This is a genomic window from Priestia sp. ABM2_011 (genome assembly GCF_056158845.1).
The window spans coordinates 2,046,906-2,068,039 of the sequence record NZ_JBSWUB010000001.1; the positions used below are offsets into that span (position 1 = coordinate 2,046,906).

Below are 21,134 nucleotides of genomic sequence, written 5' to 3' on the forward strand. Positions count from 1 at the left end.
CATCTATTAAAAGAAAAGTGGAAATAGTGTTGGGGCTGCTATAAGAAATCTTATATCTTAGCTTCATAACAAAAGCCGCTAGGTTCTTATCTAGCGGCTTTTACTTTGGCAAAGTCTCTTGGTAATGAACTCTTTTTTTAAATAGCAAATCGTCTAATTGAGCAATTAAAATCCCCGCAATCACAATAATAGAACCAATAAGGTCTTTAAGCGTAAACAGCTCATGCAAAAAGAGAACGGCAAACAGCGCAGCAAAAATAGGCTCTGTTGCAAAAATAAGTCCTGTGTGAGTAGGAGTTGTGTAGCGCTGCGCAATGGCTTGACAAATGAATCCAATCGCGCTGCAAAGAACGCCAAGACCTAAAATCGCAATCCATGATGATAACGTAGTTGGAATGCTGGGGTGTTCAAATAAAAAGCTGCAAGTCAGTGCAAATAATCCAGCAAACCCTAGCTGTAAAATGCCGAGTGCAATTGGATTTTCATTTTTCGTAAACGTGCCGGTCAAGGTAATATGAATGGCATAACATAGCGCCGTTCCGATGCAAAGTACATCACCAGTATTCATATGAAAGGAGTGCTTTAAAGTTAACACACCTATACCGGTTAGGGTAACAATAACTCCAAGTCCAATCGGCCAAGAAGGAAGCTTCTTTACTAACAAACAGTTGAGCAACGGAACAAAAATGACCGTTAAACTGACAAGAAATCCGGCATTTGAAGCAGACGTCATGCTGACGCCAAACGTGACAAACGAAAAAACGGAAAATAGTAAAAAGCCTAAAATAGCTGATGATAAAATCGTTTTGCGCGTGATATGTAGTAAAGGCTTATAGAAAAACAGTCCGGCAATCAAAAAAGCAATTAAACATCTGAGTGCAATGATAGTAAATGACCCGAGCGAACCCAGCCCCATTTTCATAAACACGTACGACATGCCCCAAAATACATTTACACCAACCATCATCATATTTGCTCGCGTGCGGTAACTCACGTTCAACCCTCCATTGTTTATGATGTACTCACAGTATACAAAGGAATTTGATATTAATAAAATGAATCTTTATAATGATGAACATGAATTAAATTTATGTTAAGGCGGGAGAAAATGAGCTTAGTGAAATATGAAATTTTAAACAAAGTAGCTGAAGTGAAAAGCTTTACAAAAGCGGCAGATGCGCTGGCACTCACGCAGTCAGCGGTCAGTCATGCCATTACAAATCTCGAAACAGAATTTGGATTTCCGCTTGTGAATCGAAACAGATCAGGTATTACTTTAACAACAGAAGGCGAAACGATGCTTCTTGCCATTCGGAAAGTGCTGCAAGAAAATGAAAAAGTTCATCAAGAAGCAGCCAGTCTCTTAGGTCTTGCAAAAGGAACGATTAAAGTTGGGATTTTTAAAAGCGTATCCACCAAGTGGCTCCCCGAAATTATTCAGCTGATGGAAAAAAGCTATCCGGCCATTCAAATTCAGCTAAAAGAAGGCGATTATCTTGAAATTGAACAGTGGCTGCTAAGTGGAGAAATAGACTGCGGTTTTATTAACATTACGCATTCAAGTCAATTTCATATTATCCCTTTAAAAAAAGACCCGCTGCTGTGTGTCGTATCAAATCAAAGTGCTTTGTATCATCAAAAAAACGTTTCATTTAAAGATTTAGAGAAAGAACCGTTTATTATGCCGACATACGGCGGATATCATGATATTAAGCAATTGTTTGAAGAACAGGGGCTTCAGCCTGAAATTCGCTTTGAATTAATGGATGAAAGTGCTATCCTATCGATGATTACGTATCACTTAGGCATTAGCATTTTACCTGAAATGCTTTTGGATTCTATCCCGCAAGAGCTGCGTGCGATTCCATTTCAAGTGGACAGCTACCGTTCAATTGGTCTAGCTACTCGTTATCATCTTTCACCTGCAGCTAAAAAATTTGCTGAAACAACGCAAGCATGGCTGCAAAATTCGGACAAGTAAGAGATTATTTATAAAGCAAAATCGGTTAATTCATAAGACTCTTAGGAACTAAGAGCATCTTTGTGCTATAATAAAGCTATACAATTACCTATTAGTCATCATTGATGACTAATTTTTTTTGGAGGATAATATGGAAGATTTATTACAATTAAAGAACAAGAACATTGTGATTATGGGAGTTGCCAACGACAGAAGTATTGCTTGGGGTGTTGCAAAAGCCCTTCATCAAGTAGGAGCAAACTTAATTTTTACATACCGTAAAGAACGTTCACTAGGAAAATTGAACAAGCTTTTAGAAAAAAATGAAATTCAAGCATCATTAATTGCTGAATGTGACGTAAACAGCGACGAAAGTATTGAAGCAGCTTTCAAAAAAATCGGAGAAGAAGCAGGCACAGTTCACGGAGTGATTCACTCTGTTGCGTTTGCTCACTCAGAAGATTTAAACGGTGAGTTCATCAATACATCAAGAAGCGGATATGCATTTGCTCAAGATACAAGCGCTTATTCATTTATCGCCGTAGCGAAAGCAGCGAAACCTCTTATGACAGAAGGCGGTTCTCTTGTAGCGATGAGCTATCTTGGTGCAGAGCGCGCAGTTGAAGGCTATAACGTAATGGGCGTAGCAAAAGCAGCGCTTGAGTCTTCAGTAAAATACTTAGCATTAGACTTAGGGAAAGACAACATCCGCGTAAATGCGATTTCAGCAGGCCCAATTCGTACACTTGCAGCGAAAGGCATTTCTGACTTTAACCAAATTCTTCACCATGTTGAAGAAAAAGCACCTCTTAAGCGTAACGTAACGCAAGCAGAAGTTGGCGACATGACGGTTGTATTACTGAGCCACCTTTCACGCGGCGTAACGGGAGAAATCGTACACGTGGACGCTGGTTATAATATTGTAGGTTAATTCCAAAGAGGCTGGGACAAAAGGATTTTAGACAAAGTGAAAAACGAACCATTGATCAAGATGTTTGATTAGTGGTTCGTTTTTTTTGTTATGTTAAACACAGGTTTCATGTGTGCAGGTCTTTCTAGCAGTTGATTGGAGGGCAAGGCGAAGACTCCCGCGGAAAGCATAGTCTTGTACGGAAATTAACTGCGTTGTCACCAGCGGTTCAGCTCATGTATACGAGTTGTTCATCTTTAGATTAGATTCATCTGGATATGTCTCAGCCTCTTTTTTATGGAAAACTGAGTAGTCTATCGTTTCCTATTTTATTTCTATTAAAATTATCAGTCAAAGGACAAGCATCCAAGCATTTTTCCTGCGAATGGATAAAATAGATAGACACATAAAGAAAGGATGATTACGATTAAAAAAGATGATAAATATCATGTAGAAAGATCTTATTCTTCTAAGAAACATCATCATTGTTCTTCCACACAAGGAAATACAAGAGACTCAGCGTTTCGTGCTCTTAGCCTTACAAATCAATCCGTATCAGCAAACACTTCTGTAAAGGTTTCCTATCAGTTCAAACAATTTGACTTAGCAAATGAATATAACCCGGTTACGTCCACTTTTCGTCCTAAAAAAGATGGCGTATATTCTCTTGTTGCTACAATTGGATTTCTTCCTAACGATACGACTGTCGATTATCGAGCGCGCGTAGAAATTCGTGTCAATGGCACGGCGGTTATCGCGATTGATAACGATTTCTTTGGAGGAAACACTATATTTGTTAACGTAGTATCGGTCTCTACTATTTACAATTTAGAAAAAGGAGATCGAGTTGAAGTCTTCGCGGAAAGTAATGTTGACGGCACAATTGTCACAACAGAAAATGTGTCGCATTTCGAAGCAGCAAGATTTCCATCTCCTTCCGAATAAAGAGCTATATGCATCTTTTGGTGTAAAGAAGTCGAAAAAAACAAGTTTAATACAAGCTGACAAAAGAAGCAGACTTCTTATAAGAAATCTGCTTCTTTTGCTTATATTCATTTAAACGTTTCTTTTAGATTTTTCTCAGCTTTTTTCATAGGAAGGTAAACAAATACGTGTAAAGAAAGGCCAATCACGGCAGTAATATTAGCAATAAGGCTAATAATAAAAAATATCCATTCTATACTTCCAGATAAGTTTATGCTTCCGCTTATAAGAGAAGAGCTTACTCCTATAAGTAAGATAGCCATTAATAAAGGTAAGTTTTTAACCAACTGAAATCCTCCTGGATGTTTTATATTGATATTACCATATAAAAACAAAAGTGTTATGTAATTCATAATTAATCAAACGCCTATATTTTAAAATAGATAAGCTCTAAATCCCAACATGAACATATGATGTGGCAAAGGAAAAGGAGTTGAAGAAACATGCATCAAGGACAGCAACATTATATTCCATGGGAACAATGGCATCACCAGCATCCTCAAGGCACGTGGAATCAATGGCATCAGCAACATCCTCATGTCCCTTGGGAGCAGTGGCACAAACAGTATCCGCACGGCACATGGAATCAATGGCATCAACAACATCCATACACACCATGGAATCAGTGGCATCAGCAGTATCCGCACGGTACGTGGAATCAGTGGCACCAGCAAAATCCATATGTGCCATGGAATCAGTGGCACCAGCAGCATCCACACAGTTCATGGAATCAATGGCATAATATTTATCATCAAAGCTAATCAGCTTTTTACCATAAAAGGTCCGGTTCTCCTTAGGAACTGGACCTTTTGTGTGTAGACGTGAATGACGCAGTAAGCTTATTTTCTAGTCATTTATATGAGCCCAGGTGATGCATGAAAACGGAAAAGTATGTTTGATCTATAGGGTAGGGGGTACACACAATAAAGCAGGTTAAAGAAAACATTCATGATTCCTAAACTGTATAAAGTGGATTGGCTCGTATGAAAGGATCCATGTAAATAAGCAAAATCAACTATAATTTTCTCGCTTGACAATATACCTGTAGGGGTATAATATGGAGTATGTAACCAACATCAATTCGATAGCAAGGCGGTGATTGTTATGCTTTATATAGCAGTATTGTTGCTTGCTATTTTATTTATTGCATACAGACGTTATTATCCTGTTAAAGGAATACAGTGCATACGGGAATCTGAAGCAAAAGAACTTGGGCGAACGGTTGTAGATATTCGTCATTATCATGAAGTTCATGATTCTAAGGGGTTAGTTATGCCGTATGCGTATCTCAAACGCTTTTATTCAGAAATTCCACAGGGCAGCGTTCATCTGATTGCCGGAGATAGAGTGGAGTTAAATTTAGGCGTACGGTTCTTACGAAAAAAAGGTTTTGAAGTACGCAGCTATGAGTTAGCAGCGTGTAAAAGTAAAGGAAAGAAAGGGGTATTCGATTATGGAGTATAACCAACAAGTGAAAAATCGGCTGCGCCGAATTGAAGGGCAGTTAAAAGGCGTGCTTAGCATGATGGAACAAGGAAAAGACTGCCGAGACGTCGTGACTCAATTATCTGCTGCAAGAAGTGCCATTGATCGCACAATGGGAGTTATTGTGAGCAGAAATCTTGAACAGTGCGTCAGAGAAAGCCTTCAGCAAGGAGAGCCAACGGAAGGGTTAGTGAAAGAAGCTGTACAGCTGTTAGTGAAAAGTCGTTAATCGTTGTCACCTTATTTAAGGTTGACGAATATCATTATTTAGTATAATATACCCTTACAGGTATATGTATATAAAAGGAGAGATAAACACTATGAAAATTGATCAAGTTTTAGATGCAAAAGGATTAGCGTGTCCAATGCCAATCGTCAAAACAAAAAAGGCAATGGATACTTTAACAACAGGCCAAGTATTAGAAGTGCAAACGACAGATAAAGGTGCTAAAAGTGATCTAACAGCTTGGGCAAAATCAACAGGACACGAGCTTATTGATTTTAAAGAAGAAGGAAGCACATTTATCTTTTACATTCAAAAGAGCTAATTTTTTTAAATTCAAATATACCCCATAGGGTAATAGGAGGAGCAACATGACTGAGCAAAAGAAACGAACAACAATTGTATTATTTAGCGGTGATTATGATAAAGCGATGGCAGCTTATATTATTGCCAACGGAGCGGCTGCTTATGACCATGAAGTGACAATATTTCATACGTTTTGGGGATTGAATGCGCTTCGTAAAGAAGAAATGGTGCCGGTGAAAAAAGGATTTTTAGAAAAGATGTTTGGCAAAATGATGCCGCGCGGTGCGGATAAAATGGGCTTATCTAAAATGAACTTTGCAGGTATGGGACCTAAAATGATTAAAAACGTCATGAAAAAGCATAATGCCCTAACGCTACCGCAGCTTATTGAAATGGCACAGGAACAAGATGTGAAGCTAGTGGCTTGTACGATGACGATGGATCTTCTAGGGTTACAGGAAAAAGAGCTGCTAGATAATATTGAATATGCAGGCGTAGCGGCGTATTTAGCCGACGCAGAAGACGGAAACGTAAACTTATTCATCTAAAAGATAACTCATGAAGCGAGGGTTAATATGATTATCAATGCGCTTATTATCATCTTTCTGCTGTGGTTTTTGTATCAGCGTTTTGCACCCGTAAAAGGAATACAGCAAATAGCCACGACGGAATTAAAAGCAAAGTTAAAAAATAAAGATAACCAGTTTATCGATGTGCGAACATCACATGAATTTCGCACCAAACATATTAAAGGATTTCGAAACATTCCTTTATCAGAACTGGCAGCGCAAACAGGCCAGCTTTTAAAAGACAGAGAAGTAGTCGTTATTTGTCAAAGCGGAATGAGAAGTATGAAAGCAAGTAAACTGTTGAAAAAGCAAGGTTTTACATCTATCACCAACGTTAAAGGCGGCATGAATACGTGGAGATAAATCATGAAGGAGGAGACGTAGCGTGAAGACAATAGCAGCACAAGAAGTAGAACACTTAGTAAAAAAACAAGAACAAATTCACATTTTAGACGTGCGTGAAGTAGAGGAAGTAAAAACAGGTAAAATACCAAATGCGTTAAATATTCCGCTTCCTTTATTGGAATTCCGTATGCATGAGTTAGACAAAACAAAGAATTATATCGTTGTCTGTCGTTCTGGAGGCAGAAGCGGAATGGCAGCTCGTTTTCTTGAGCAGCAAGGCTACAGTGTAACGAATATGACAGGCGGAATGATGGAATGGAAAGGGGAAACGGTCTAATTTTTTTAGATAAAAATATACCCCTACTAGTATTTAAACCAAGGAGGAAAAAGAAATGATGCAAGCAAACTTCATATTAGATGCAAAAGGGCTAGCGTGTCCAATGCCAATCGTAAAAACAAAGAAGAAAATGAATGAATTAGAAGCAGGTCAAGTGCTAGAAATTCAAGCAACGGATAAAGGCTCTACGGCTGACTTACAAGCGTGGGCAAAAAGCACAGGTCATGAGTATTTAGGTACCGAGGCAGCAGGTGACGTTCTTCACCACTTTCTTCGTAAAGGCGGAGCTGAAGAAAACGTAACGCCAATTCCTGAAATTTCATTAGAAGAATTTGCGAAAAAAGTAGAAAATGATGAACATCTTCATATTTTAGACGTTCGTGAAGTAGAAGAATACGATGAAGCTCATATTCCAGGCGTAGTTCATATTCCGCTTGGTGAAGTAGAAAAACGTTTCAATGAGTTAAATAAAGAAGATGAAATTTATATTATTTGCCACTCTGGAAGACGAAGTGAAATGGCAGGCCAAACAATGAAAAAGCAAGGGTTTAAACATTTAATTAACGTGGTTCCCGGTATGCGTGACTGGACGGGTAAAGTAGAATAACCAATCGATTATAAGGGATTAAAAAATTTTAATAGTTCATATACCTAAGGAGGTATTTTATTATGACAGTACATGTACTTACTGCAAAAGAAGTTACATCTAAAATTATCAATAAAGAAGCGTTATTTATCTTGGACGTTCGTAACGAAAGTGATTTTAGCGATTGGAAAATTGAAGGTCATCAATTTCAGCATTTAAATGTTCCATACTTCGATCTTTTAGACGGAGTAGAAGAAATCTTAGAAAAAATCCCTTCTGATAAAGAAGTGTTAGTTGTCTGTGCTAAAGAAGGTTCATCCGTAATGGTAGCTGACATGCTTTCTGAAGCTGGTCTTACCGTATCGTACCTTAAAGGCGGTATGAAAGCGTGGAGTGAGTACTTAGAGCCTGTTAAAGTTGGCGATTTAAAAGACGGCGGAGAAATTTATCAGTTTGTTCGTATCGGTAAAGGGTGCTTATCTTATATGATCGTATCAAACGGGGAAGCTGCTATTATTGACGCGACGCGTATGGCAGATGTGTACATCAACTTTGCCAAAGAACTTGGTGTCACTGTTAAGCACGTGTTTGATACGCACCTTCATGCAGATCACATTTCAGGAGGAAGAGTCATTGCGGAAGCAACAAATGCAGTGTACTGGCTGCCTCCAAAAGATGCAGAAGAAGTGATTTTTGACTACAAGGCTTTAGAAGAAGGCAGCGATGTCGTAATTGGTAACACAACGATTACGATTCAGCCTCTTTATTCACCGGGTCATACGATTGGTTCCACTTCTTTTATCGTAGACGATCAATACTTGCTTTCAGGTGATATTTTGTTCATCGATTCAATTGGACGTCCTGATTTAGCTGGTATGGCTGAAGACTGGGTAGGCGATCTGCGCGAGACGCTTTATACACGCTATAAAGCATTATCAGATGAGTTAATCGTATTACCAGCTCACTTTATGATTATTGATGAGCTAAATGACAACGGCAGCGTAGCTGAAAAGTTAGGTACGTTGTTTGCAAAAAATCATGGATTAAATATTGAAAACGAAGCAGAGTTCAGACACTTAGTAACAGATAATTTACCGCCGCAGCCGAATGCGTATCAAGAAATTCGTGAAACCAACATGGGAAAAGTAATCCCAGATGAAGAAAAACAGCGTGAAATGGAAATTGGACCAAACCGCTGTGCGATTCGCTAAAACCTAAACAAAGGAGAGAGAGAAATGGAATCAAATAAAGTACTAGATGCAAAAGGGCTGGCATGTCCAATGCCGATTGTTAAAACAAAAAAAGCAATGAATGAACTAGAACCAGGTCAAGTGTTAGAAATTCACGCAACGGATAAAGGAGCGAAAAATGACCTTGCAGCTTGGGCAAAATCGGGCGGTCACGAGCTTCTTCATACAGAAGAAGGCGACGTTCTTAAATTTTGGATTAAAAAAGGATAAGAAATAATAGACGAAAAGGGTATCTCTTGTAAAAGGTACCCTTTCCTTATATGAAACGGAGCGACTATAGATGGATCTTACATTTATCATCACGCTTTTTCTTATTGGATTTATTGGGTCGTTCATTTCCGGTATGGTCGGTATTGGCGGGTCTGTTATTAATTATCCGATGCTGTTATATATTCCTCCATTAGTAGGAGTAGGAGCATTAACGGCTCATCACGTCTCAGGTGCAGGAGCCATTCAAGTATTCTTTGCGACATTAGGCGGCGTATGGGCGTATCGAAAAAGCGGATTTTTAAATAAATCATTAATTTTATATATGGGCAGCAATATTCTAATTGGGAGCATGCTTGGAAGCTACCTCTCACATTATATGAGTGAACAAGGATTAAATGTTGTATATGGAGTTTTAGCTCTTATTGCGGTTATGATGATGTTTATTCCAAAGAAAAATGTAGATAAGATAAAAGAAGGTGAACTTCAATTCAATAAAGGGTTAGCTTCTATTTTATCACTACTTATTGGAGCCGTAGCAGGCGTGTTAGGAGCAGGAGGAGCCTTTATTTTAGTTCCTGTGATGCTTGTGGTGCTTAAAATTCCAACTCGAATAACCATCGCAACTTCACTAGCCGTTACCTTTATTTCTTCCATTGGTTCAACGGTTGGAAAGCTGGTGACCCATCAAGTCCCATTTATACCGGCACTTATTTTAGTTGCGGCAAGTTTAATTGCCTCTCCAGTCGGTGCAAAAGTTGGTCAGAAAATGAATACAAAAGTGCTTCAGTGGATCCTTGCCGGTTTGATTCTAGCAACGGCAATTAAGATTTGGTGGGGGCTACTATAAAAAGCTATGGATTCCCATAGCTTTTTTTATAGCACTTCATCACTTTCCACATACGTTTCAAGCGCAGGATGAAATTCTTTTTGGTAGTGGTTAGACGGACACACTTTCACTATAGTCGCGTGAAGTGCATTAGATTTTGATGTATTTAACACTTGCTTACATTTTGGGCATCGTTCATTAAACAGAAAATGAAACCATTTCACTTTTCATCACTCCTGTACTAAAACCTTTAAATCTTATCGAGTTAATAAGGATTATAACGAGTTTTATACGGAAGGTCAATGAAAAGGGAATCTCTTTAGGTGTTACTAAGCTTTTTTAGCTTACGCTGATACGCAAGGTAAGGAAGTCCTGGAAATACTAAAATTACTGTTGAAATCGCTAATAAAATCTCGCTTATTGTACCTACTGCTTCCGGAATCCAGCCGTACAAGCTCATAACGTCAAAAAGTAGCAGAAACACCATAGCAACAAGAATAGATAGAGCTGCTTTACCTACAAAATGTTTTTCTCTTTTGTATTTGTCAATAATGGTTTCTATATCGGAATAGATAGGTTTTGTTCCACGAGGCGCGCTGAAAATATGCGTAGCATGACCCGTTGTACAAACGTGCTGCCACCCAGCTTCTTCAAACAGCATAAAATATTCATCATCTGCATGTTTTTGAAAATCTAGTGAATAGATAAAATCTTGAGGTTCTCCTTTTTTTAATGCATAGCCAAAAAATACCATACGATCTAACAGCCAGCCTTTTTTTGCATAGTCGCTGAGCTTTTGTAAATCTTCTTGCTCTGTAAAAGCAATACCGCCGCTCAGTATGTATTTTGTCTTTTTCATTTATAAACCTCCTAAAATATCTTCAGCGTGCTTAATCATTTCTTTGCGGCGCTGAATTTCTTTTTTTAAAAACTGAATTCCTTTTTCCGTTGCAACATACGTTTTCTTTTTGTCTTTGCTTTCGCCATAAAGCATGATTAACTCAGCTGCAAGAAGTTTTTTAATTGTAGTGTACATAGATGCAGGTCCAATTGAAAACTGTTGATTGGTCATGTCTTCAATGGTTTTCATAATAAGATACCCGTGTTTTGCTTCTATGAGGGACACTAAGATGTAGTAAGACGTGTCGGTAAGTTCCCCTGTCTCTAATGAATCGTTTCGCGGCATATTCAACCTCCTTATATCATTAAACGATATATCGTTAATTAATATATATCATTAAATGATATAAATAGTCAATAGAAAATGTTAAATTTTAGGTTTGTAATTGCGCAATGAACTTCTTTGATACATATATAAAAGGAATGATTTTGAAGAATCATTTAGTGAGATAAATATATTTGTATAAAAAATTAAGAATTTGTAGAATTTATTGTTTATTTATTTGAATTTTATGTTATCCTTTTTAACATACATTAAATATAAGGCCACATTTATCGTACGACCTTTGATTTGTATTACAGATAGGGAATAAGAAAAATATATATTGAAAGGAGAAAGGGAGAGTCAGAGAGGACGCACATGCTAGTTGTCTGTTAAAAAGGCATCTTGCAAGCTGTAAAAGCTGAATAATCTCATGAATAGAAGCATCCGTCTTGATTTTTCTGACTATTCGAATAATTAATTTTGCCATTGAAAGTTTGAGTCACTGCAAAAGTTTAAAATCTAAAAAAGGAATGATCATCAATGAAAGATAAATTTGCCCAACGAGCTAGTCTTGTAAAATCCTCTGAAACGCGCGAAATTTTAAAAGTAACGGAACGACCAGAAGTGATTTCGTTTGCAGGAGGACTTCCGGCTCCGGAACTGTTTCCCGTTGAAGCAATGAACGAGGCGTGCCGCGCCGTATTAAATGAAGACGGAGCCGCTTCGCTTCAATACAGTACAACTGAAGGGTATATTCCTTTACGAGAAGCCATTTCGACACGAATGAAGCATATCGGCATCGAGTCCGCTGTTTCAAACATTTTAATTACGTCCGGATTTCAGCAGGCAATCGATCTTACAGGAAGACTGTTTCTTAATGACGGAGACGTGGTAATCTGTGAAAGTCCAACGTACCTAGCAGCCATCAACGTCTTCAAATCTTACAATGCAACGTTTGTAGAAGTAGATATGGACGAAGACGGAATGATTATGGAAGAGCTGGAGAAAAAACTTCAAGAAAATCCGCATGCTAAATTTATCTATACAATTCCAGATTTTCAAAACCCTACAGGACGCACCTTAACGCGAGAAAGACGTCAGCGAATGATCGAGCTTGCGAATGCATACGACGTGCTGATTGTAGAAGACAATCCATACGGAGGCGTACGATTTGCAGGAGAAACCCTTCCGCCGGTTAAGCATTTTGATACAGAAGGCAGAGTTATTTATATCAGCACATTCTCTAAAATTTTTGCACCAGGTCTTCGAATCGGCTGGGTGTGCGCAGATGAAGCTTTCATTGATAAGTACGTGGCGTTTAAACAAGTGGCGGACTTACATACCGACAGCTTTGCTCAGCGCGTAACGGCTAAGTACATGGAGCTTTACGATATCGAAGAGCACATTCAAAAAATCAAAGCCGTATACAAAGAGCGATGTACGCAAATGTTATCGTGCATTGAAGAATTTTTCCCAGAGAATTTGTCTTACAGTAAGCCAGAAGGCGGATTGTTTATTTGGGTGGAACTGCCCAAAGGAATCGATTCAGCACATATCTTTTCAGAATGTCTAAAAAATAACGTAGCCTGCGTGCCGGGAACTCCTTTCTTTCCAAACGGTACAAGAAACAACGCGCTGCGCTTGAATTATTCCAATATGTCTGCGGAGCAAATCGTAGAAGGCATGAAGCGCATGGGAGACGTATTGCACCGTGAACTGGCGAGAGAAACGACTGTTTTATAAAAGAAATGAAAAAATCAAATAAAGCCATTTTATTAATTCATGAAATATACGGTGTGAACGATCATATGAAGTTTGTAAAACAGGAATTGTCTAAGTTAGGGGCAGATATTATCTGCCCTAACTTACTATCTAAAGACGTTTCTTATAGTTATGAAGAAGAAGGAATGGCTTATCAGAACTTTGTTCAAAACATTGGGATTGACGAGGGTTCAAAACAAATTACTAACATGTTAATTCAGCTAAAACAAGAATATGAAGAAGTAGGGATCATGGGATTTAGTGTAGGAGCTACAATATCGTGGCTATGCAGTGAAAACAATTTGTGTGACTTTGTGATTGGCTGTTACGGATCGCGCATTAGAGACTATATAAATAGACGTCCTGTGTGTCCAACTCTTCTTATTTTTCCCGCTGAAGAGCAAACATTTGATGTAGACTGTTTAATAAACTCACTAGAGCAAAAAAGAGAGCCGCTTTTGGAAATCAAAAAGTTTTATGGATTTCATGGGTTTATGAATCCTTTTTCACAAACCTTTAATAAAGAATCAGCGGACGAAGCCTTCCAAACAGTAAGTGACTTTCTCGAAAAGCACTTAGCTGATCACTAGCTATACACGCTGAAAGTGATACCTTGCAATAAGCAGAAACTGACCCTTTTTCAGTACGTATACCTGTATTAACATTTTCTTTAAACGTATCAAAAAGGAGCGAGGTTATGCTAAAGTCAGTTGAACTTGTAGGACCCAAAGTAAAACTAGTACCGCTTGAAAACATGCATGAGCAAGGACTCTATGAAGCTGCAAAACCGAAAGAAATTTGGGAGCACCTCCCGGTAAAAGTTCATCGTCTAAGTGATATGAAACAGCTGATTGAAAGTGCTTTAACAGCAAAGCAGGAAGGAAGAGAGCTGCCTTTTGCTGTATTTGATATAGAGTCACATTCAATTGTAGGAAGCACAAGATTTTTAGATATATCACTTCCTAACAAAAGCGTAGAAATAGGGTGGACGTGGTATCATCCATCCGTGTGGCGAACGCGAGTCAACACGGAGTGTAAGTATTTATTATTAAAATACTGTTTTGAAGAGCTGAAGTTTCACCGCGTCCAATTCAAAACGGATGCGCAAAACAAGCGGTCTAGAGCGGCTATTAAACGGTTAGGTGCTACGCAAGAAGGCATTAGCAGAAAACATATGCTTTTACCAGATGGATACGTACGAGATTCGGTCATCTTCAGTATAATCGATGACGAATGGCCGTTTGTCAAAAAGCGATTAGAAAATTTTTTACATGAAGCCAGTGCGGAAAATAAAGAAAACGCCAGCAATTAATGGCATGTAAAGATAAAAAGCACAAGCTATAGCTTGTGCTTTTTATTTTTAGAGAGCTTGTTTAATAATTTTTTTATAGTAAAGAACAGATAAAATACCAAAAATAGAGTACAGCGCCGTATAGACAATCATGACGATAATCATTGGTGTCCAAACCTCTGTTCCAAAAAAGAACCAGCCGGATTGTACGGCAAAATAGCTGTGAAGCAAGCCTACGATTAACGGAATGCCGAAATTAAAAAGCTGCTTTATTTTTATGCCTTTTAGTAAATCATTTTCAGTGAAGCCGAGTTTTCTAAGAATCGTATAGTTCGGCTTTTCATCTTCACTTTCGTCCATTTGTTTAAAGTAAAGAATGCACCCTGACGTGATTAAAAAGGCCAGTCCTAGAAAAGCGACAATGAACATAATTAGACCCATACCTTGTTTTTGGCTTACTACCGTTTCGATACGCGAATCATTGAAGGTGTGATTGCCCAATTTCACTTCTTTAAAAATCTTATTTGCTTTTGGTACGTCATTTTTTTGTGATATATCTATCCCTGTGTACACAGAAGATTCTTTTTGCACAGAAGGATTCACGTCTTTTTCCAGTTCATTAAACACAGAATCGTCTACAATCACAGTAGGCATACCGCTCGTAAAATAGGTAGATAAGAGAAATTTTCGATTTAAACCTATATACTTTTGCGGAATGACTTTTTTCTTTCCTATTAGCTCAATTTCTCCGGAATCTTTAAATGAATTTACTCGTTGAAGCATATCATTATAGCCGGTAAACAAAGTTTCATTTTGAGCTACATTTACACCACTAACAGATTTTTCGCTAACAACTGAAAAAACCATAGCGGACGAGTCTACCATCGGGCCTTCCAAATTATTTTCTAAGATGTTTTTTACGTTTGCTTTTACCTGGATGACGTCGATCTTTTTTTCCGTATATGCTATTTTCTTTCGATCCAGCGCGGCTTTAAACAAAGCAGCGTCTTTTGTATTATTTATAGCAAAATCGTTAGGTACATAATCTTCGGCCGACTTTTCAGCAGAATAATAAGAGATGTAGCTCAAGCACAATAGGCCAATAGCCAGAGCCGATACGGTTGTAATCACCGTTAGCAACAGTGCGTTTGATTTCATCCGAAACATAATGGAAGAAAGAGATAATACATCGTTAATCGATAAATAGCCTTTTTTGCTTTTACGCATCAAATTTAATAAAAAGCGAACTGAGCCTTTATAAAACAAATAGGTTCCGATGATAACCGAAGCTAAAATAGATACCATTGCGATGGACAAAGCATTCATGCTTGTAAAAGATCCGTCAAACAATTTAGCAGAAATATAGTAGCCGGAAGCAATAAAGATCATGCCAAGAATTCCAATAATAATTTCAAGAATACTGATTTTTTTTGTTTTGCTTTCTGTAGATGACGTAACGCGGAATAGGGCTAAAATGGTCTGTCTTTTAATAAAAAGATAGTTCATCGTCATGATTAACAAATAGATGACGCCGAACACAATCAGCGTTTGAATCAAGGCTTCTTCTGAAAAGTGAAGCTTGGCAATGCCTTTTGTATCGGTGATTTTAAACAAAATCATAATGACCGCTTTTGAAAATGAAAATCCGATTAAAATGCCGACAATCAATGAGCTAAAGTACAGCATAAAATTTTCAGCCGTCAAGATACGAAAAATTCTTGTTTTTGTCATGCCAATTAGCTGAAATAAGCCAATTTCTTTACTGCGCCGTTTGATAAATATCGTGTTTGCATATAATAGAAAGATAGAAACAATGGCTACAAGTAAAACAGAAGCGGCCCGAACGGCTGCGCCTCCTTTAATGGAGCCTTTGGTTGCATCAAGAGCAGGATCGTACTGAAGCGTGACAAAAGCAAAATATAAAGCTGCGCTGAAAACCAGTGCAAAAACGTACAAATAATAGTTTTTTACATTCTTTTTGAAGTTGCGGAAGACGAGCTGATTAATATTCATCTTGCACTCCGCCTAGTACACCTTGAGTTTTCATAATATCTTCAAAGAAGTCTTTTCGCGTTTGATCCCCTTTATAAAGCTGCGTATAAATTTGTCCGTCTTTTATAAAAATCACTTTACTGCAGTAGCTGGCTGCCACTGGGTCATGCGTTACCATCACAATTGTTGCGCTTCTTTTGTCATTAAGCTCGGTCAGTTTGTTTAGCAAATCGCTAGCTGCTTTTGAGTCAAGTGCACCGGTTGGTTCGTCAGCAAAAATCATACTTGGCTCATGAATAAAGGCTCTTGCAGCAGAAGTACGCTGCTTTTGTCCGCCCGAAATTTCATTTGGATATTTATCTTTGAGCTCATAGATGCCGAGCTGTTTGGCTAGCGCGTCAAATTTTTTGTGAGCTACTGCTGAAGGAGTTTTTACAACAGAAAGAGGCAAGAGGATATTTTCTTTGACTGTCAGTGTATCGAGCAAGTTATAGTCTTGAAAAATAAAGCCTAAATGTGTTTTTCGGAAGTTTGCTAACTGCTTTTCTTTCATTCTGCTAATTTCATTTCCTTCAATTTTGATGGTTCCGCCGTTGATTTTATCAATCGAGGAAAGCACGTTCAGAAGCGTGGTTTTACCTGAGCCGGAAGCCCCCATAATTCCTACAAATTCTCCTTTCATAATGGTAATATCTACACCTTTTAATACTTCTTGTTTATTAAATTTATTTCCGTAGCTTTTATGAATATTAGTAGCTTCTAATATGTTCATATGTATTCACTCCTTTGATCTGATACGTTTATTATAAAAAAAGAGCCTTGCGTTTTCCTTTGATTCACCGAACAAATGACGAAAGCATGTGACATTTTTGTCACATGCTTTTCATATCAACAAAATCATTTGATTTAGGAAAGGCAAGTGTAAACGTCGTGCCTTCGTTAAGAGCTGACTGCACGCCAATGTGAATAGAAAGAGCGTGCGCAGCTTTTTGAGCGAGATACAAACCCATACCTGTGGCACGGCTGTCTTCATGCTGAGTGGTTGATGTAAAACCTTTCTCAAAAATGCGCGGCATATCTTGAGGAGAAATGCCGCGTCCGCTGTCTTTTATCTCGACGTACACTTGACCATGGTGCTTGTAGCTTCTAATCATTACGTCAGATGCTTCACTGTACTTGACTGCGTTTGTTAAGAGCTGTCTCATAATAAACGAAAGCCACTTTGCGTCACACAGTACACGTTCTGCCTGTATGTCCACATCAAACCCAATATTTTTTTGCATACACCAAGCTTGCAGCGTTTTGATCTCGGTGAAAATAAGGGACTCTAAATCCAGGTGTTCAATATACATATCATTTTCGATAAAGAAAATGCGCTTTTGATGAAGCTGTTGATCAAGTAAAAAGTGAATACGGAGCCATTCGAACGTCAAGTTTGCTTTAACTTCTCGATTTTCTAAGCGTTCAATCATTAAATGCATCGCAGTTAACGGTGTTTTAATTTCGTGAATCCAAGCTAACAGCTCATCTTTTTCCTGCGTTACGTGCAGCTGAGTTTGCACGCCATCTTTTTTCACTTGTTCTAATTGCTGCATCAGGTTTCGCTGAACAATCTTTTCAAACGGACGCAGCGGATGAGAAAGAGTAGAAGAATCAAAGAAATCCTCTTCATTTTTTAGCTCTTGATAAAATTTTGTTTCTTTGTGATAGCGGAAGACGCAGAAAATAAGAAAGACAATCGATGATAAAAACACGATATAAAGAATCGAAGACAGCGGAATGGAGCTATCAATATAAGCGATAAAAAGCATAAAAAGATGCATCATAAAAAAGAAAAGAATCCAGCTTAGACGCTCGCGAATAAAAAGTTTAATCATAGCGTTCCTCTTCAATGGCTACGTAGCCTTGGCCGACTTTCGTTTCAATAAAAGTTCCCAGTCCAATTTCATCTAATTTTTTTCGCAGGCGATTGACGTTTACCGTCAGCGTGTTGTCACTGATAAACCGTTTATCTTCCCACAAACTATTAATCAGCTCATCTCGGCTTACAATCGTATTCTTTTTATGTATTAAGCATTTTAAAATAAAGATTTCATTTTTGGTTAAATCAATAGCTTTAGATTCCGTTGATACTTTATTTTTTTCGTAATCAATCGTTGCGCCTTGCCACGAAAGAAGGTTTACTTGTTCAACGCTGTAATTATACACGCGGCGAAGAAGGGCCTGTATTTTTGCTACAAGCACATCAAAATGAAACGGCTTTTGCACAAAGTCGTCGGCTCCAAATTGCATAGACATCACCATATCAGAAGGGTGATCTCGTGAAGATAGAAATATAATAGGAATTTTCGAGTGAGAGCGAATCATTCTGCACCAGTGGAATCCGTCATACTTCGGCAGTTGAATATCCATAATCACTAAATCAGGTTTTACCTCGCTAAACTCCTGCATAACGTTACTGAAATCACGGATACCATAAACATCATATGACCATTGCTCCAACCGCTCTTTTAGTTCACTAAACAGGGTTACATCATCTTCAATTAAAAGAAGTTTAAACAACCGTACTTACCACACTTTCTGTTTTTATACTCATTTTATAGTAATATCCTTTTATTTACCATATATGTTAGTAGATTCATAGGGGTTCTTTTTAAAATGTAAAAAATAGCACTGGCTGAGCATAGTTTATAAACATACGCTGAACTCTAAGAAAAAAAGGAGAGCTGTTATGAAAGCAATGGTATGTACAAAGTATGGAAAACCAGACGTTTTTCAGCTTAAAGAAGTAGAAAAGCCTACTCCAAAAGAGAATGAAATACTCGTAAAGATTTATGCAACTACAGTGACATCGGGTGACTGCAGAGTGAGGAGCTTTAATAGTCCACTATTATTGTGGCTTCCTATGCGAATAGTTTTGGGATTACGGAAGCCTAGAAAACCGATACTAGGAGTAGAATTGGCTGGAGAAGTAGAGGAAGTAGGGAAAAACGTAACAAAGTTCAAAAAAGGAGATCAGCTTTTTGCGATGACAGGTATGAAGTTCGGAGGATATGCGGAATATATCTGCTTACCAGAAAAAGGGACAATAGCTATAAAGCCAGAGAATATAACCTATGAAGAAGCGGCTTCTATTTCTTTTGGTGGCACAACGGCTCTGCATTTTTTTAGAAAAGGAAACATTCAAGCCGGACAAAAAGTGCTTATCTACGGTGCTTCAGGTGCGGTAGGAACTGCCGCTGTACAGCTTGCTAGCTATTACGGAGCTGAAGTGACAGGCGTGTGCAGTGCTAAAAATAATGAACTAGTAAAGTCTTTAGGAGCAGACCGCGTCATCGACTACCAAAACGAAGATTTTACTGAAAAACAAGAAAGATACGATCTTATCTTTGATGCCGTTGGGAAAATCACAAAAAATCAGTGCAAGGAAGCGTTAGCCTTAAATGGACGCTTTGTTTCGGTCGAAGGGCAAGGAATTGCCAAAGTGCAGACGAAAGATTTATTACTTCTTAAAAAACTTATGGAAGAAGGACAGATCCAATCAGTGATTGATAGATGCTACTCTTTAGAACAAGTGCCAGAAGCTCATGAGTATGTAGAAACCGGACATAAAATAGGGAGCGTAGTCATTACGTTAAAAAATTAAAAAAGAGAATCTCTATAAAAGATCCTCTTTTTTATGATATTAAACTTTACTCTCCGCCTTTAATCCAAAGTTCAAGAGGAAGCCCTACAAGGTTCTTTCCGATCCATTCTCTGGCAATATTATTAGAAGGGCCCATAGCAATGCCCGCTCTGGCATCTCGGAACAAACGTTCAATAGGGCCTTTTTTATAGCCATATCCGCCGCTTACATCCAATGCAATTCGCGTTGCTTTGTTGGCTACTTCTGAAGCGTGCACTTTAAATTCAGTCAGCGGGAGGGTAAGGACACCTTGTGCTTTTTGTTCAGCTTGTAAAATATCAAGCTGTTCTGCCAAGTCAATTTGCCATGGTTTTGTGCTTTCAATGAGGACTTTTGCTTCAGCAATCTGCTGGCGAATGACTTGATAGTCGCTAAGCTGGTTATTAAAATCGCGGTGAATCGTTCGCGTTGCATGGTTAACCGCAAGCTCTAATGCATGTTCCGCTACTCCAAGCCAAGCAGAACCAAGGCCAATTAAATAAATAGGGGAAACACCGTTTAAGACGATTTCTTTCCCTGTCTCTTCACTGCCTAGAAGGTCTTGTTTTGGCACGTGTACATTTTTATAAGAAATGGGACCGCTGTGATTACCGCGAACGCCCAGCGCTTCCCATGGACTTGCAGTAATGCCGTCTGATTTCCCGTCTACAATAAAAAAGCTAATATCCGTTGCTTCTTGTGCTTCAGGGCTGCGTGTTTGGACCACATAAAAATCAGCTTGCCCGGCGCTTGTAGTAAATGATTTGTCAGCATTAACTACATAATCTTCACCATTTCGCTGCGCTTGACTGAAGTTGTACCACCAGTGTCCTCCTGAGGCTTTTTCACTTGTAGAGTACGTACCAATCAGCCCTTGGTCAATTGGTTTTAACCAGCGTTTCTTTTGATCGTCGTTTCCGTACAGCGTAATAGTTTGAATCGCTCCGACATGCATCACGTAAACTAAAGCAGTAGAAGCACAAGCTTTTGCAATTTCCTCAGCTACAATCGCAAAAGCCACGTGATCAAGTTCTAAGCCGCTGTATGCTTTTGGTACAAGAATATTTCCCCAGCCTGCTTTAATAAGCGCTTCTAAATTTTCTCGTGGAAAAACGCCTTCTTCATCTGTACGGGCTGCATTAGGCCGGATCACTTCATCTACGAGAGAAGCAATTTTCTCCCGAATAGATGCGTAATAAGCGCGCGTTGATTGATTATATACAGGACGTGCAGAAACTTCGATTGACATAACATACCTCCAAAAATTTTA

General features: G+C 38.5%; 28 protein-coding genes. 18 read left to right on the forward strand and 10 right to left on the reverse strand.

Translation table 11 applies throughout. The features are described from left to right. Positions 1 to 100 precede the first annotated feature (100 nt). Positions 101 to 994, reverse strand: a complete 894-nt coding sequence (locus ACXAE4_RS10970) for a DMT family transporter (RefSeq protein ID WP_289578089.1) — start codon at positions 992 to 994, stop codon at positions 101 to 103. A gap of 114 nt (positions 995 to 1,108) precedes the next feature. Between ACXAE4_RS10970 and ACXAE4_RS10975 the strand changes: the two genes are divergently transcribed. The 3 genes from ACXAE4_RS10975 to ACXAE4_RS10985 all read left to right on the forward strand — a co-directional run bounded on the left by ACXAE4_RS10975 (position 1,109) and on the right by ACXAE4_RS10985 (position 3,815). After that, entirely contained in the window at positions 1,109 to 1,981 is an 873-nt protein-coding gene (locus ACXAE4_RS10975) for a LysR family transcriptional regulator (RefSeq protein ID WP_116738670.1), read from the forward strand. A gap of 130 nt (positions 1,982 to 2,111) precedes the next feature. Further along, positions 2,112 to 2,891: an enoyl-ACP reductase FabI gene (gene fabI / locus ACXAE4_RS10980; protein WP_013084067.1), complete on the forward strand. Its 780-nt coding sequence runs from the start codon at positions 2,112 to 2,114 to the stop codon at positions 2,889 to 2,891. Between the two features lie 396 nt (positions 2,892 to 3,287). Continuing rightward, positions 3,288 to 3,815 (forward strand): hypothetical protein, encoded by a 528-nt coding sequence (locus ACXAE4_RS10985; RefSeq protein ID WP_155009957.1) that lies wholly within the window; start codon positions 3,288 to 3,290, stop codon positions 3,813 to 3,815. 107 nt (positions 3,816 to 3,922) lie between these two features. Here ACXAE4_RS10985 and ACXAE4_RS10990 read toward each other — a convergent pair whose 3' ends face one another. Further along, positions 3,923 to 4,141, reverse strand: coding sequence for a hypothetical protein (locus ACXAE4_RS10990; protein WP_155009958.1), 219 nt, complete (start codon positions 4,139 to 4,141; stop codon positions 3,923 to 3,925). A gap of 156 nt (positions 4,142 to 4,297) precedes the next feature. On the opposite strand from ACXAE4_RS10990, the gene ACXAE4_RS10995 reads away from it, so the two are divergent. The 11 genes from ACXAE4_RS10995 to ACXAE4_RS11045 all read left to right on the forward strand — a co-directional run bounded on the left by ACXAE4_RS10995 (position 4,298) and on the right by ACXAE4_RS11045 (position 10,012). After that, positions 4,298 to 4,615, forward strand: a complete 318-nt coding sequence (locus ACXAE4_RS10995) for a hypothetical protein (RefSeq protein ID WP_028409369.1) — start codon at positions 4,298 to 4,300, stop codon at positions 4,613 to 4,615. 343 nt (positions 4,616 to 4,958) lie between these two features. After that, entirely contained in the window at positions 4,959 to 5,318 is a 360-nt protein-coding gene (locus ACXAE4_RS11000; RefSeq protein ID WP_224980320.1) for a sulfurtransferase, read from the forward strand. Then, complete coding sequence (locus ACXAE4_RS11005) at positions 5,308 to 5,568, forward strand: metal-sensitive transcriptional regulator (protein WP_028414567.1); 261 nt, start codon at positions 5,308 to 5,310, stop codon at positions 5,566 to 5,568. The genes ACXAE4_RS11000 and ACXAE4_RS11005 overlap by 11 nt, the downstream gene beginning before the upstream one ends. 91 nt (positions 5,569 to 5,659) lie before the next feature. Continuing rightward, the gene (locus tag ACXAE4_RS11010) at positions 5,660 to 5,887 is read left to right on the forward strand and encodes a sulfurtransferase TusA family protein (protein ID WP_028414566.1); all 228 of its coding nucleotides are present in this window, start codon (positions 5,660 to 5,662) and stop codon (positions 5,885 to 5,887) included. 46 nt (positions 5,888 to 5,933) lie between these two features. After that, a complete protein-coding gene (locus ACXAE4_RS11015; RefSeq protein ID WP_013058040.1) occupies positions 5,934 to 6,416 on the forward strand; it encodes a DsrE/DsrF/DrsH-like family protein in 483 nt (160 codons plus the stop codon). 27 nt (positions 6,417 to 6,443) lie between these two features. Beyond that, on the forward strand, positions 6,444 to 6,800 hold the full coding sequence (locus ACXAE4_RS11020; RefSeq protein ID WP_224980319.1) for a rhodanese-like domain-containing protein: 357 nt from the start codon (positions 6,444 to 6,446) through the stop codon (positions 6,798 to 6,800). Between the two features lie 22 nt (positions 6,801 to 6,822). Further along, positions 6,823 to 7,119, forward strand: a complete 297-nt coding sequence (locus tag ACXAE4_RS11025; protein ID WP_224980318.1) for a rhodanese-like domain-containing protein — start codon at positions 6,823 to 6,825, stop codon at positions 7,117 to 7,119. 55 nt (positions 7,120 to 7,174) lie between these two features. Then, positions 7,175 to 7,726: a sulfurtransferase TusA family protein gene (locus ACXAE4_RS11030; RefSeq protein WP_224980317.1), complete on the forward strand. Its 552-nt coding sequence runs from the start codon at positions 7,175 to 7,177 to the stop codon at positions 7,724 to 7,726. A 62-nt stretch (positions 7,727 to 7,788) separates the two neighbouring features. Further along, positions 7,789 to 8,916: an MBL fold metallo-hydrolase gene (locus ACXAE4_RS11035; RefSeq protein WP_224980316.1), complete on the forward strand. Its 1,128-nt coding sequence runs from the start codon at positions 7,789 to 7,791 to the stop codon at positions 8,914 to 8,916. Positions 8,917 to 8,940: 24 nt separating this feature from the next. Then, on the forward strand, positions 8,941 to 9,165 hold the full coding sequence (locus tag ACXAE4_RS11040; protein WP_154991992.1) for a sulfurtransferase TusA family protein: 225 nt from the start codon (positions 8,941 to 8,943) through the stop codon (positions 9,163 to 9,165). Positions 9,166 to 9,235: 70 nt separating this feature from the next. Next, positions 9,236 to 10,012, forward strand: coding sequence for a sulfite exporter TauE/SafE family protein (locus ACXAE4_RS11045; protein WP_034263899.1), 777 nt, complete (start codon positions 9,236 to 9,238; stop codon positions 10,010 to 10,012). A 26-nt stretch (positions 10,013 to 10,038) separates the two neighbouring features. Here ACXAE4_RS11045 and ACXAE4_RS11050 read toward each other — a convergent pair whose 3' ends face one another. The 3 genes from ACXAE4_RS11050 to ACXAE4_RS11060 form a co-directional block, all read right to left on the reverse strand. Continuing rightward, the gene (locus ACXAE4_RS11050; protein ID WP_221816836.1) at positions 10,039 to 10,215 is read right to left on the reverse strand and encodes a hypothetical protein; all 177 of its coding nucleotides are present in this window, start codon (positions 10,213 to 10,215) and stop codon (positions 10,039 to 10,041) included. Between the two features lie 95 nt (positions 10,216 to 10,310). Further along, positions 10,311 to 10,850 carry a DUF2812 domain-containing protein gene (locus tag ACXAE4_RS11055; RefSeq protein ID WP_475236023.1) on the reverse strand — a complete coding sequence of 180 codons (540 nt, stop codon included), beginning with the start codon at positions 10,848 to 10,850 and terminating at the stop codon, positions 10,311 to 10,313. After that, entirely contained in the window at positions 10,851 to 11,177 is a 327-nt protein-coding gene (locus ACXAE4_RS11060; RefSeq protein WP_028414558.1) for a PadR family transcriptional regulator, read from the reverse strand. It lies immediately after the preceding gene. 519 nt (positions 11,178 to 11,696) lie between these two features. Here ACXAE4_RS11060 and ACXAE4_RS11065 point away from each other — a divergent pair. The 3 genes from ACXAE4_RS11065 to ACXAE4_RS11075 all read left to right on the forward strand — a co-directional run bounded on the left by ACXAE4_RS11065 (position 11,697) and on the right by ACXAE4_RS11075 (position 14,229). Beyond that, positions 11,697 to 12,899: an aminotransferase-like domain-containing protein gene (locus ACXAE4_RS11065; protein WP_475236025.1), complete on the forward strand. Its 1,203-nt coding sequence runs from the start codon at positions 11,697 to 11,699 to the stop codon at positions 12,897 to 12,899. 5 nt (positions 12,900 to 12,904) lie between these two features. Beyond that, positions 12,905 to 13,507, forward strand: coding sequence for a dienelactone hydrolase family protein (locus ACXAE4_RS11070; RefSeq protein ID WP_221817612.1), 603 nt, complete (start codon positions 12,905 to 12,907; stop codon positions 13,505 to 13,507). 107 nt (positions 13,508 to 13,614) lie between these two features. Next, a complete protein-coding gene (locus tag ACXAE4_RS11075; protein WP_289578083.1) occupies positions 13,615 to 14,229 on the forward strand; it encodes a GNAT family N-acetyltransferase in 615 nt (204 codons plus the stop codon). A gap of 48 nt (positions 14,230 to 14,277) precedes the next feature. Here the strand turns inward: ACXAE4_RS11075 and ACXAE4_RS11080 are convergent, their stop codons facing one another. The 4 genes from ACXAE4_RS11080 to ACXAE4_RS11095 form a co-directional block, all read right to left on the reverse strand. Further along, a complete protein-coding gene (locus ACXAE4_RS11080; protein ID WP_289578081.1) occupies positions 14,278 to 16,221 on the reverse strand; it encodes an FtsX-like permease family protein in 1,944 nt (647 codons plus the stop codon). Beyond that, entirely contained in the window at positions 16,211 to 16,972 is a 762-nt protein-coding gene (locus ACXAE4_RS11085) for an ABC transporter ATP-binding protein (protein ID WP_014459175.1), read from the reverse strand. Before ACXAE4_RS11085 ends, ACXAE4_RS11080 begins: the two co-directional genes overlap by 11 nt. Positions 16,973 to 17,072: 100 nt before the next feature. After that, positions 17,073 to 18,077 (reverse strand): sensor histidine kinase, encoded by a 1,005-nt coding sequence (locus ACXAE4_RS11090; RefSeq protein ID WP_155009965.1) that lies wholly within the window; start codon positions 18,075 to 18,077, stop codon positions 17,073 to 17,075. Then, the gene (locus ACXAE4_RS11095; RefSeq protein ID WP_289578080.1) at positions 18,070 to 18,762 is read right to left on the reverse strand and encodes a response regulator transcription factor; all 693 of its coding nucleotides are present in this window, start codon (positions 18,760 to 18,762) and stop codon (positions 18,070 to 18,072) included. Before ACXAE4_RS11095 ends, ACXAE4_RS11090 begins: the two co-directional genes overlap by 8 nt. 169 nt (positions 18,763 to 18,931) lie before the next feature. On the opposite strand from ACXAE4_RS11095, the gene ACXAE4_RS11100 reads away from it, so the two are divergent. Beyond that, on the forward strand, positions 18,932 to 19,846 hold the full coding sequence (locus ACXAE4_RS11100; RefSeq protein WP_155009967.1) for an NAD(P)-dependent alcohol dehydrogenase: 915 nt from the start codon (positions 18,932 to 18,934) through the stop codon (positions 19,844 to 19,846). A 46-nt stretch (positions 19,847 to 19,892) separates the two neighbouring features. On the opposite strand, the gene ACXAE4_RS11105 is transcribed toward ACXAE4_RS11100, so the two are convergent. Beyond that, entirely contained in the window at positions 19,893 to 21,113 is a 1,221-nt protein-coding gene (locus tag ACXAE4_RS11105; RefSeq protein ID WP_155009968.1) for an acyl-CoA dehydrogenase family protein, read from the reverse strand. Positions 21,114 to 21,134: the final 21 nt, after the last annotated feature.

Coding starts and splice junctions, on each gene's coding strand:
- ACXAE4_RS10975 (WP_116738670.1), top strand. CDS start 1,109: ATGAGCTTAGTGAAATATGAAATTTTAAACAAAGTAGCTGAAGTGAAA.
- fabI (WP_013084067.1), top strand. CDS start 2,112: ATGGAAGATTTATTACAATTAAAGAACAAGAACATTGTGATTATGGGA.
- ACXAE4_RS10985 (WP_155009957.1), top strand. CDS start 3,288: ATGATTACGATTAAAAAAGATGATAAATATCATGTAGAAAGATCTTAT.
- ACXAE4_RS10995 (WP_028409369.1), top strand. CDS start 4,298: ATGCATCAAGGACAGCAACATTATATTCCATGGGAACAATGGCATCAC.
- ACXAE4_RS11000 (WP_224980320.1), top strand. CDS start 4,959: ATGCTTTATATAGCAGTATTGTTGCTTGCTATTTTATTTATTGCATAC.
- ACXAE4_RS11005 (WP_028414567.1), top strand. CDS start 5,308: ATGGAGTATAACCAACAAGTGAAAAATCGGCTGCGCCGAATTGAAGGG.
- ACXAE4_RS11010 (WP_028414566.1), top strand. CDS start 5,660: ATGAAAATTGATCAAGTTTTAGATGCAAAAGGATTAGCGTGTCCAATG.
- ACXAE4_RS11015 (WP_013058040.1), top strand. CDS start 5,934: ATGACTGAGCAAAAGAAACGAACAACAATTGTATTATTTAGCGGTGAT.
- ACXAE4_RS11020 (WP_224980319.1), top strand. CDS start 6,444: ATGATTATCAATGCGCTTATTATCATCTTTCTGCTGTGGTTTTTGTAT.
- ACXAE4_RS11030 (WP_224980317.1), top strand. CDS start 7,175: ATGATGCAAGCAAACTTCATATTAGATGCAAAAGGGCTAGCGTGTCCA.
- ACXAE4_RS11035 (WP_224980316.1), top strand. CDS start 7,789: ATGACAGTACATGTACTTACTGCAAAAGAAGTTACATCTAAAATTATC.
- ACXAE4_RS11040 (WP_154991992.1), top strand. CDS start 8,941: ATGGAATCAAATAAAGTACTAGATGCAAAAGGGCTGGCATGTCCAATG.
- ACXAE4_RS11045 (WP_034263899.1), top strand. CDS start 9,236: ATGGATCTTACATTTATCATCACGCTTTTTCTTATTGGATTTATTGGG.
- ACXAE4_RS11055 (WP_475236023.1), bottom strand. CDS start 10,850: ATGAAAAAGACAAAATACATACTGAGCGGCGGTATTGCTTTTACAGAG.
- ACXAE4_RS11060 (WP_028414558.1), bottom strand. CDS start 11,177: ATGCCGCGAAACGATTCATTAGAGACAGGGGAACTTACCGACACGTCT.
- ACXAE4_RS11065 (WP_475236025.1), top strand. CDS start 11,697: ATGAAAGATAAATTTGCCCAACGAGCTAGTCTTGTAAAATCCTCTGAA.
- ACXAE4_RS11070 (WP_221817612.1), top strand. CDS start 12,905: ATGAAAAAATCAAATAAAGCCATTTTATTAATTCATGAAATATACGGT.
- ACXAE4_RS11075 (WP_289578083.1), top strand. CDS start 13,615: ATGCTAAAGTCAGTTGAACTTGTAGGACCCAAAGTAAAACTAGTACCG.
- ACXAE4_RS11080 (WP_289578081.1), bottom strand. CDS start 16,221: ATGAATATTAATCAGCTCGTCTTCCGCAACTTCAAAAAGAATGTAAAA.
- ACXAE4_RS11085 (WP_014459175.1), bottom strand. CDS start 16,972: ATGAACATATTAGAAGCTACTAATATTCATAAAAGCTACGGAAATAAA.
- ACXAE4_RS11090 (WP_155009965.1), bottom strand. CDS start 18,077: ATGATTAAACTTTTTATTCGCGAGCGTCTAAGCTGGATTCTTTTCTTT.
- ACXAE4_RS11100 (WP_155009967.1), top strand. CDS start 18,932: ATGAAAGCAATGGTATGTACAAAGTATGGAAAACCAGACGTTTTTCAG.
- ACXAE4_RS11105 (WP_155009968.1), bottom strand. CDS start 21,113: ATGTCAATCGAAGTTTCTGCACGTCCTGTATATAATCAATCAACGCGC.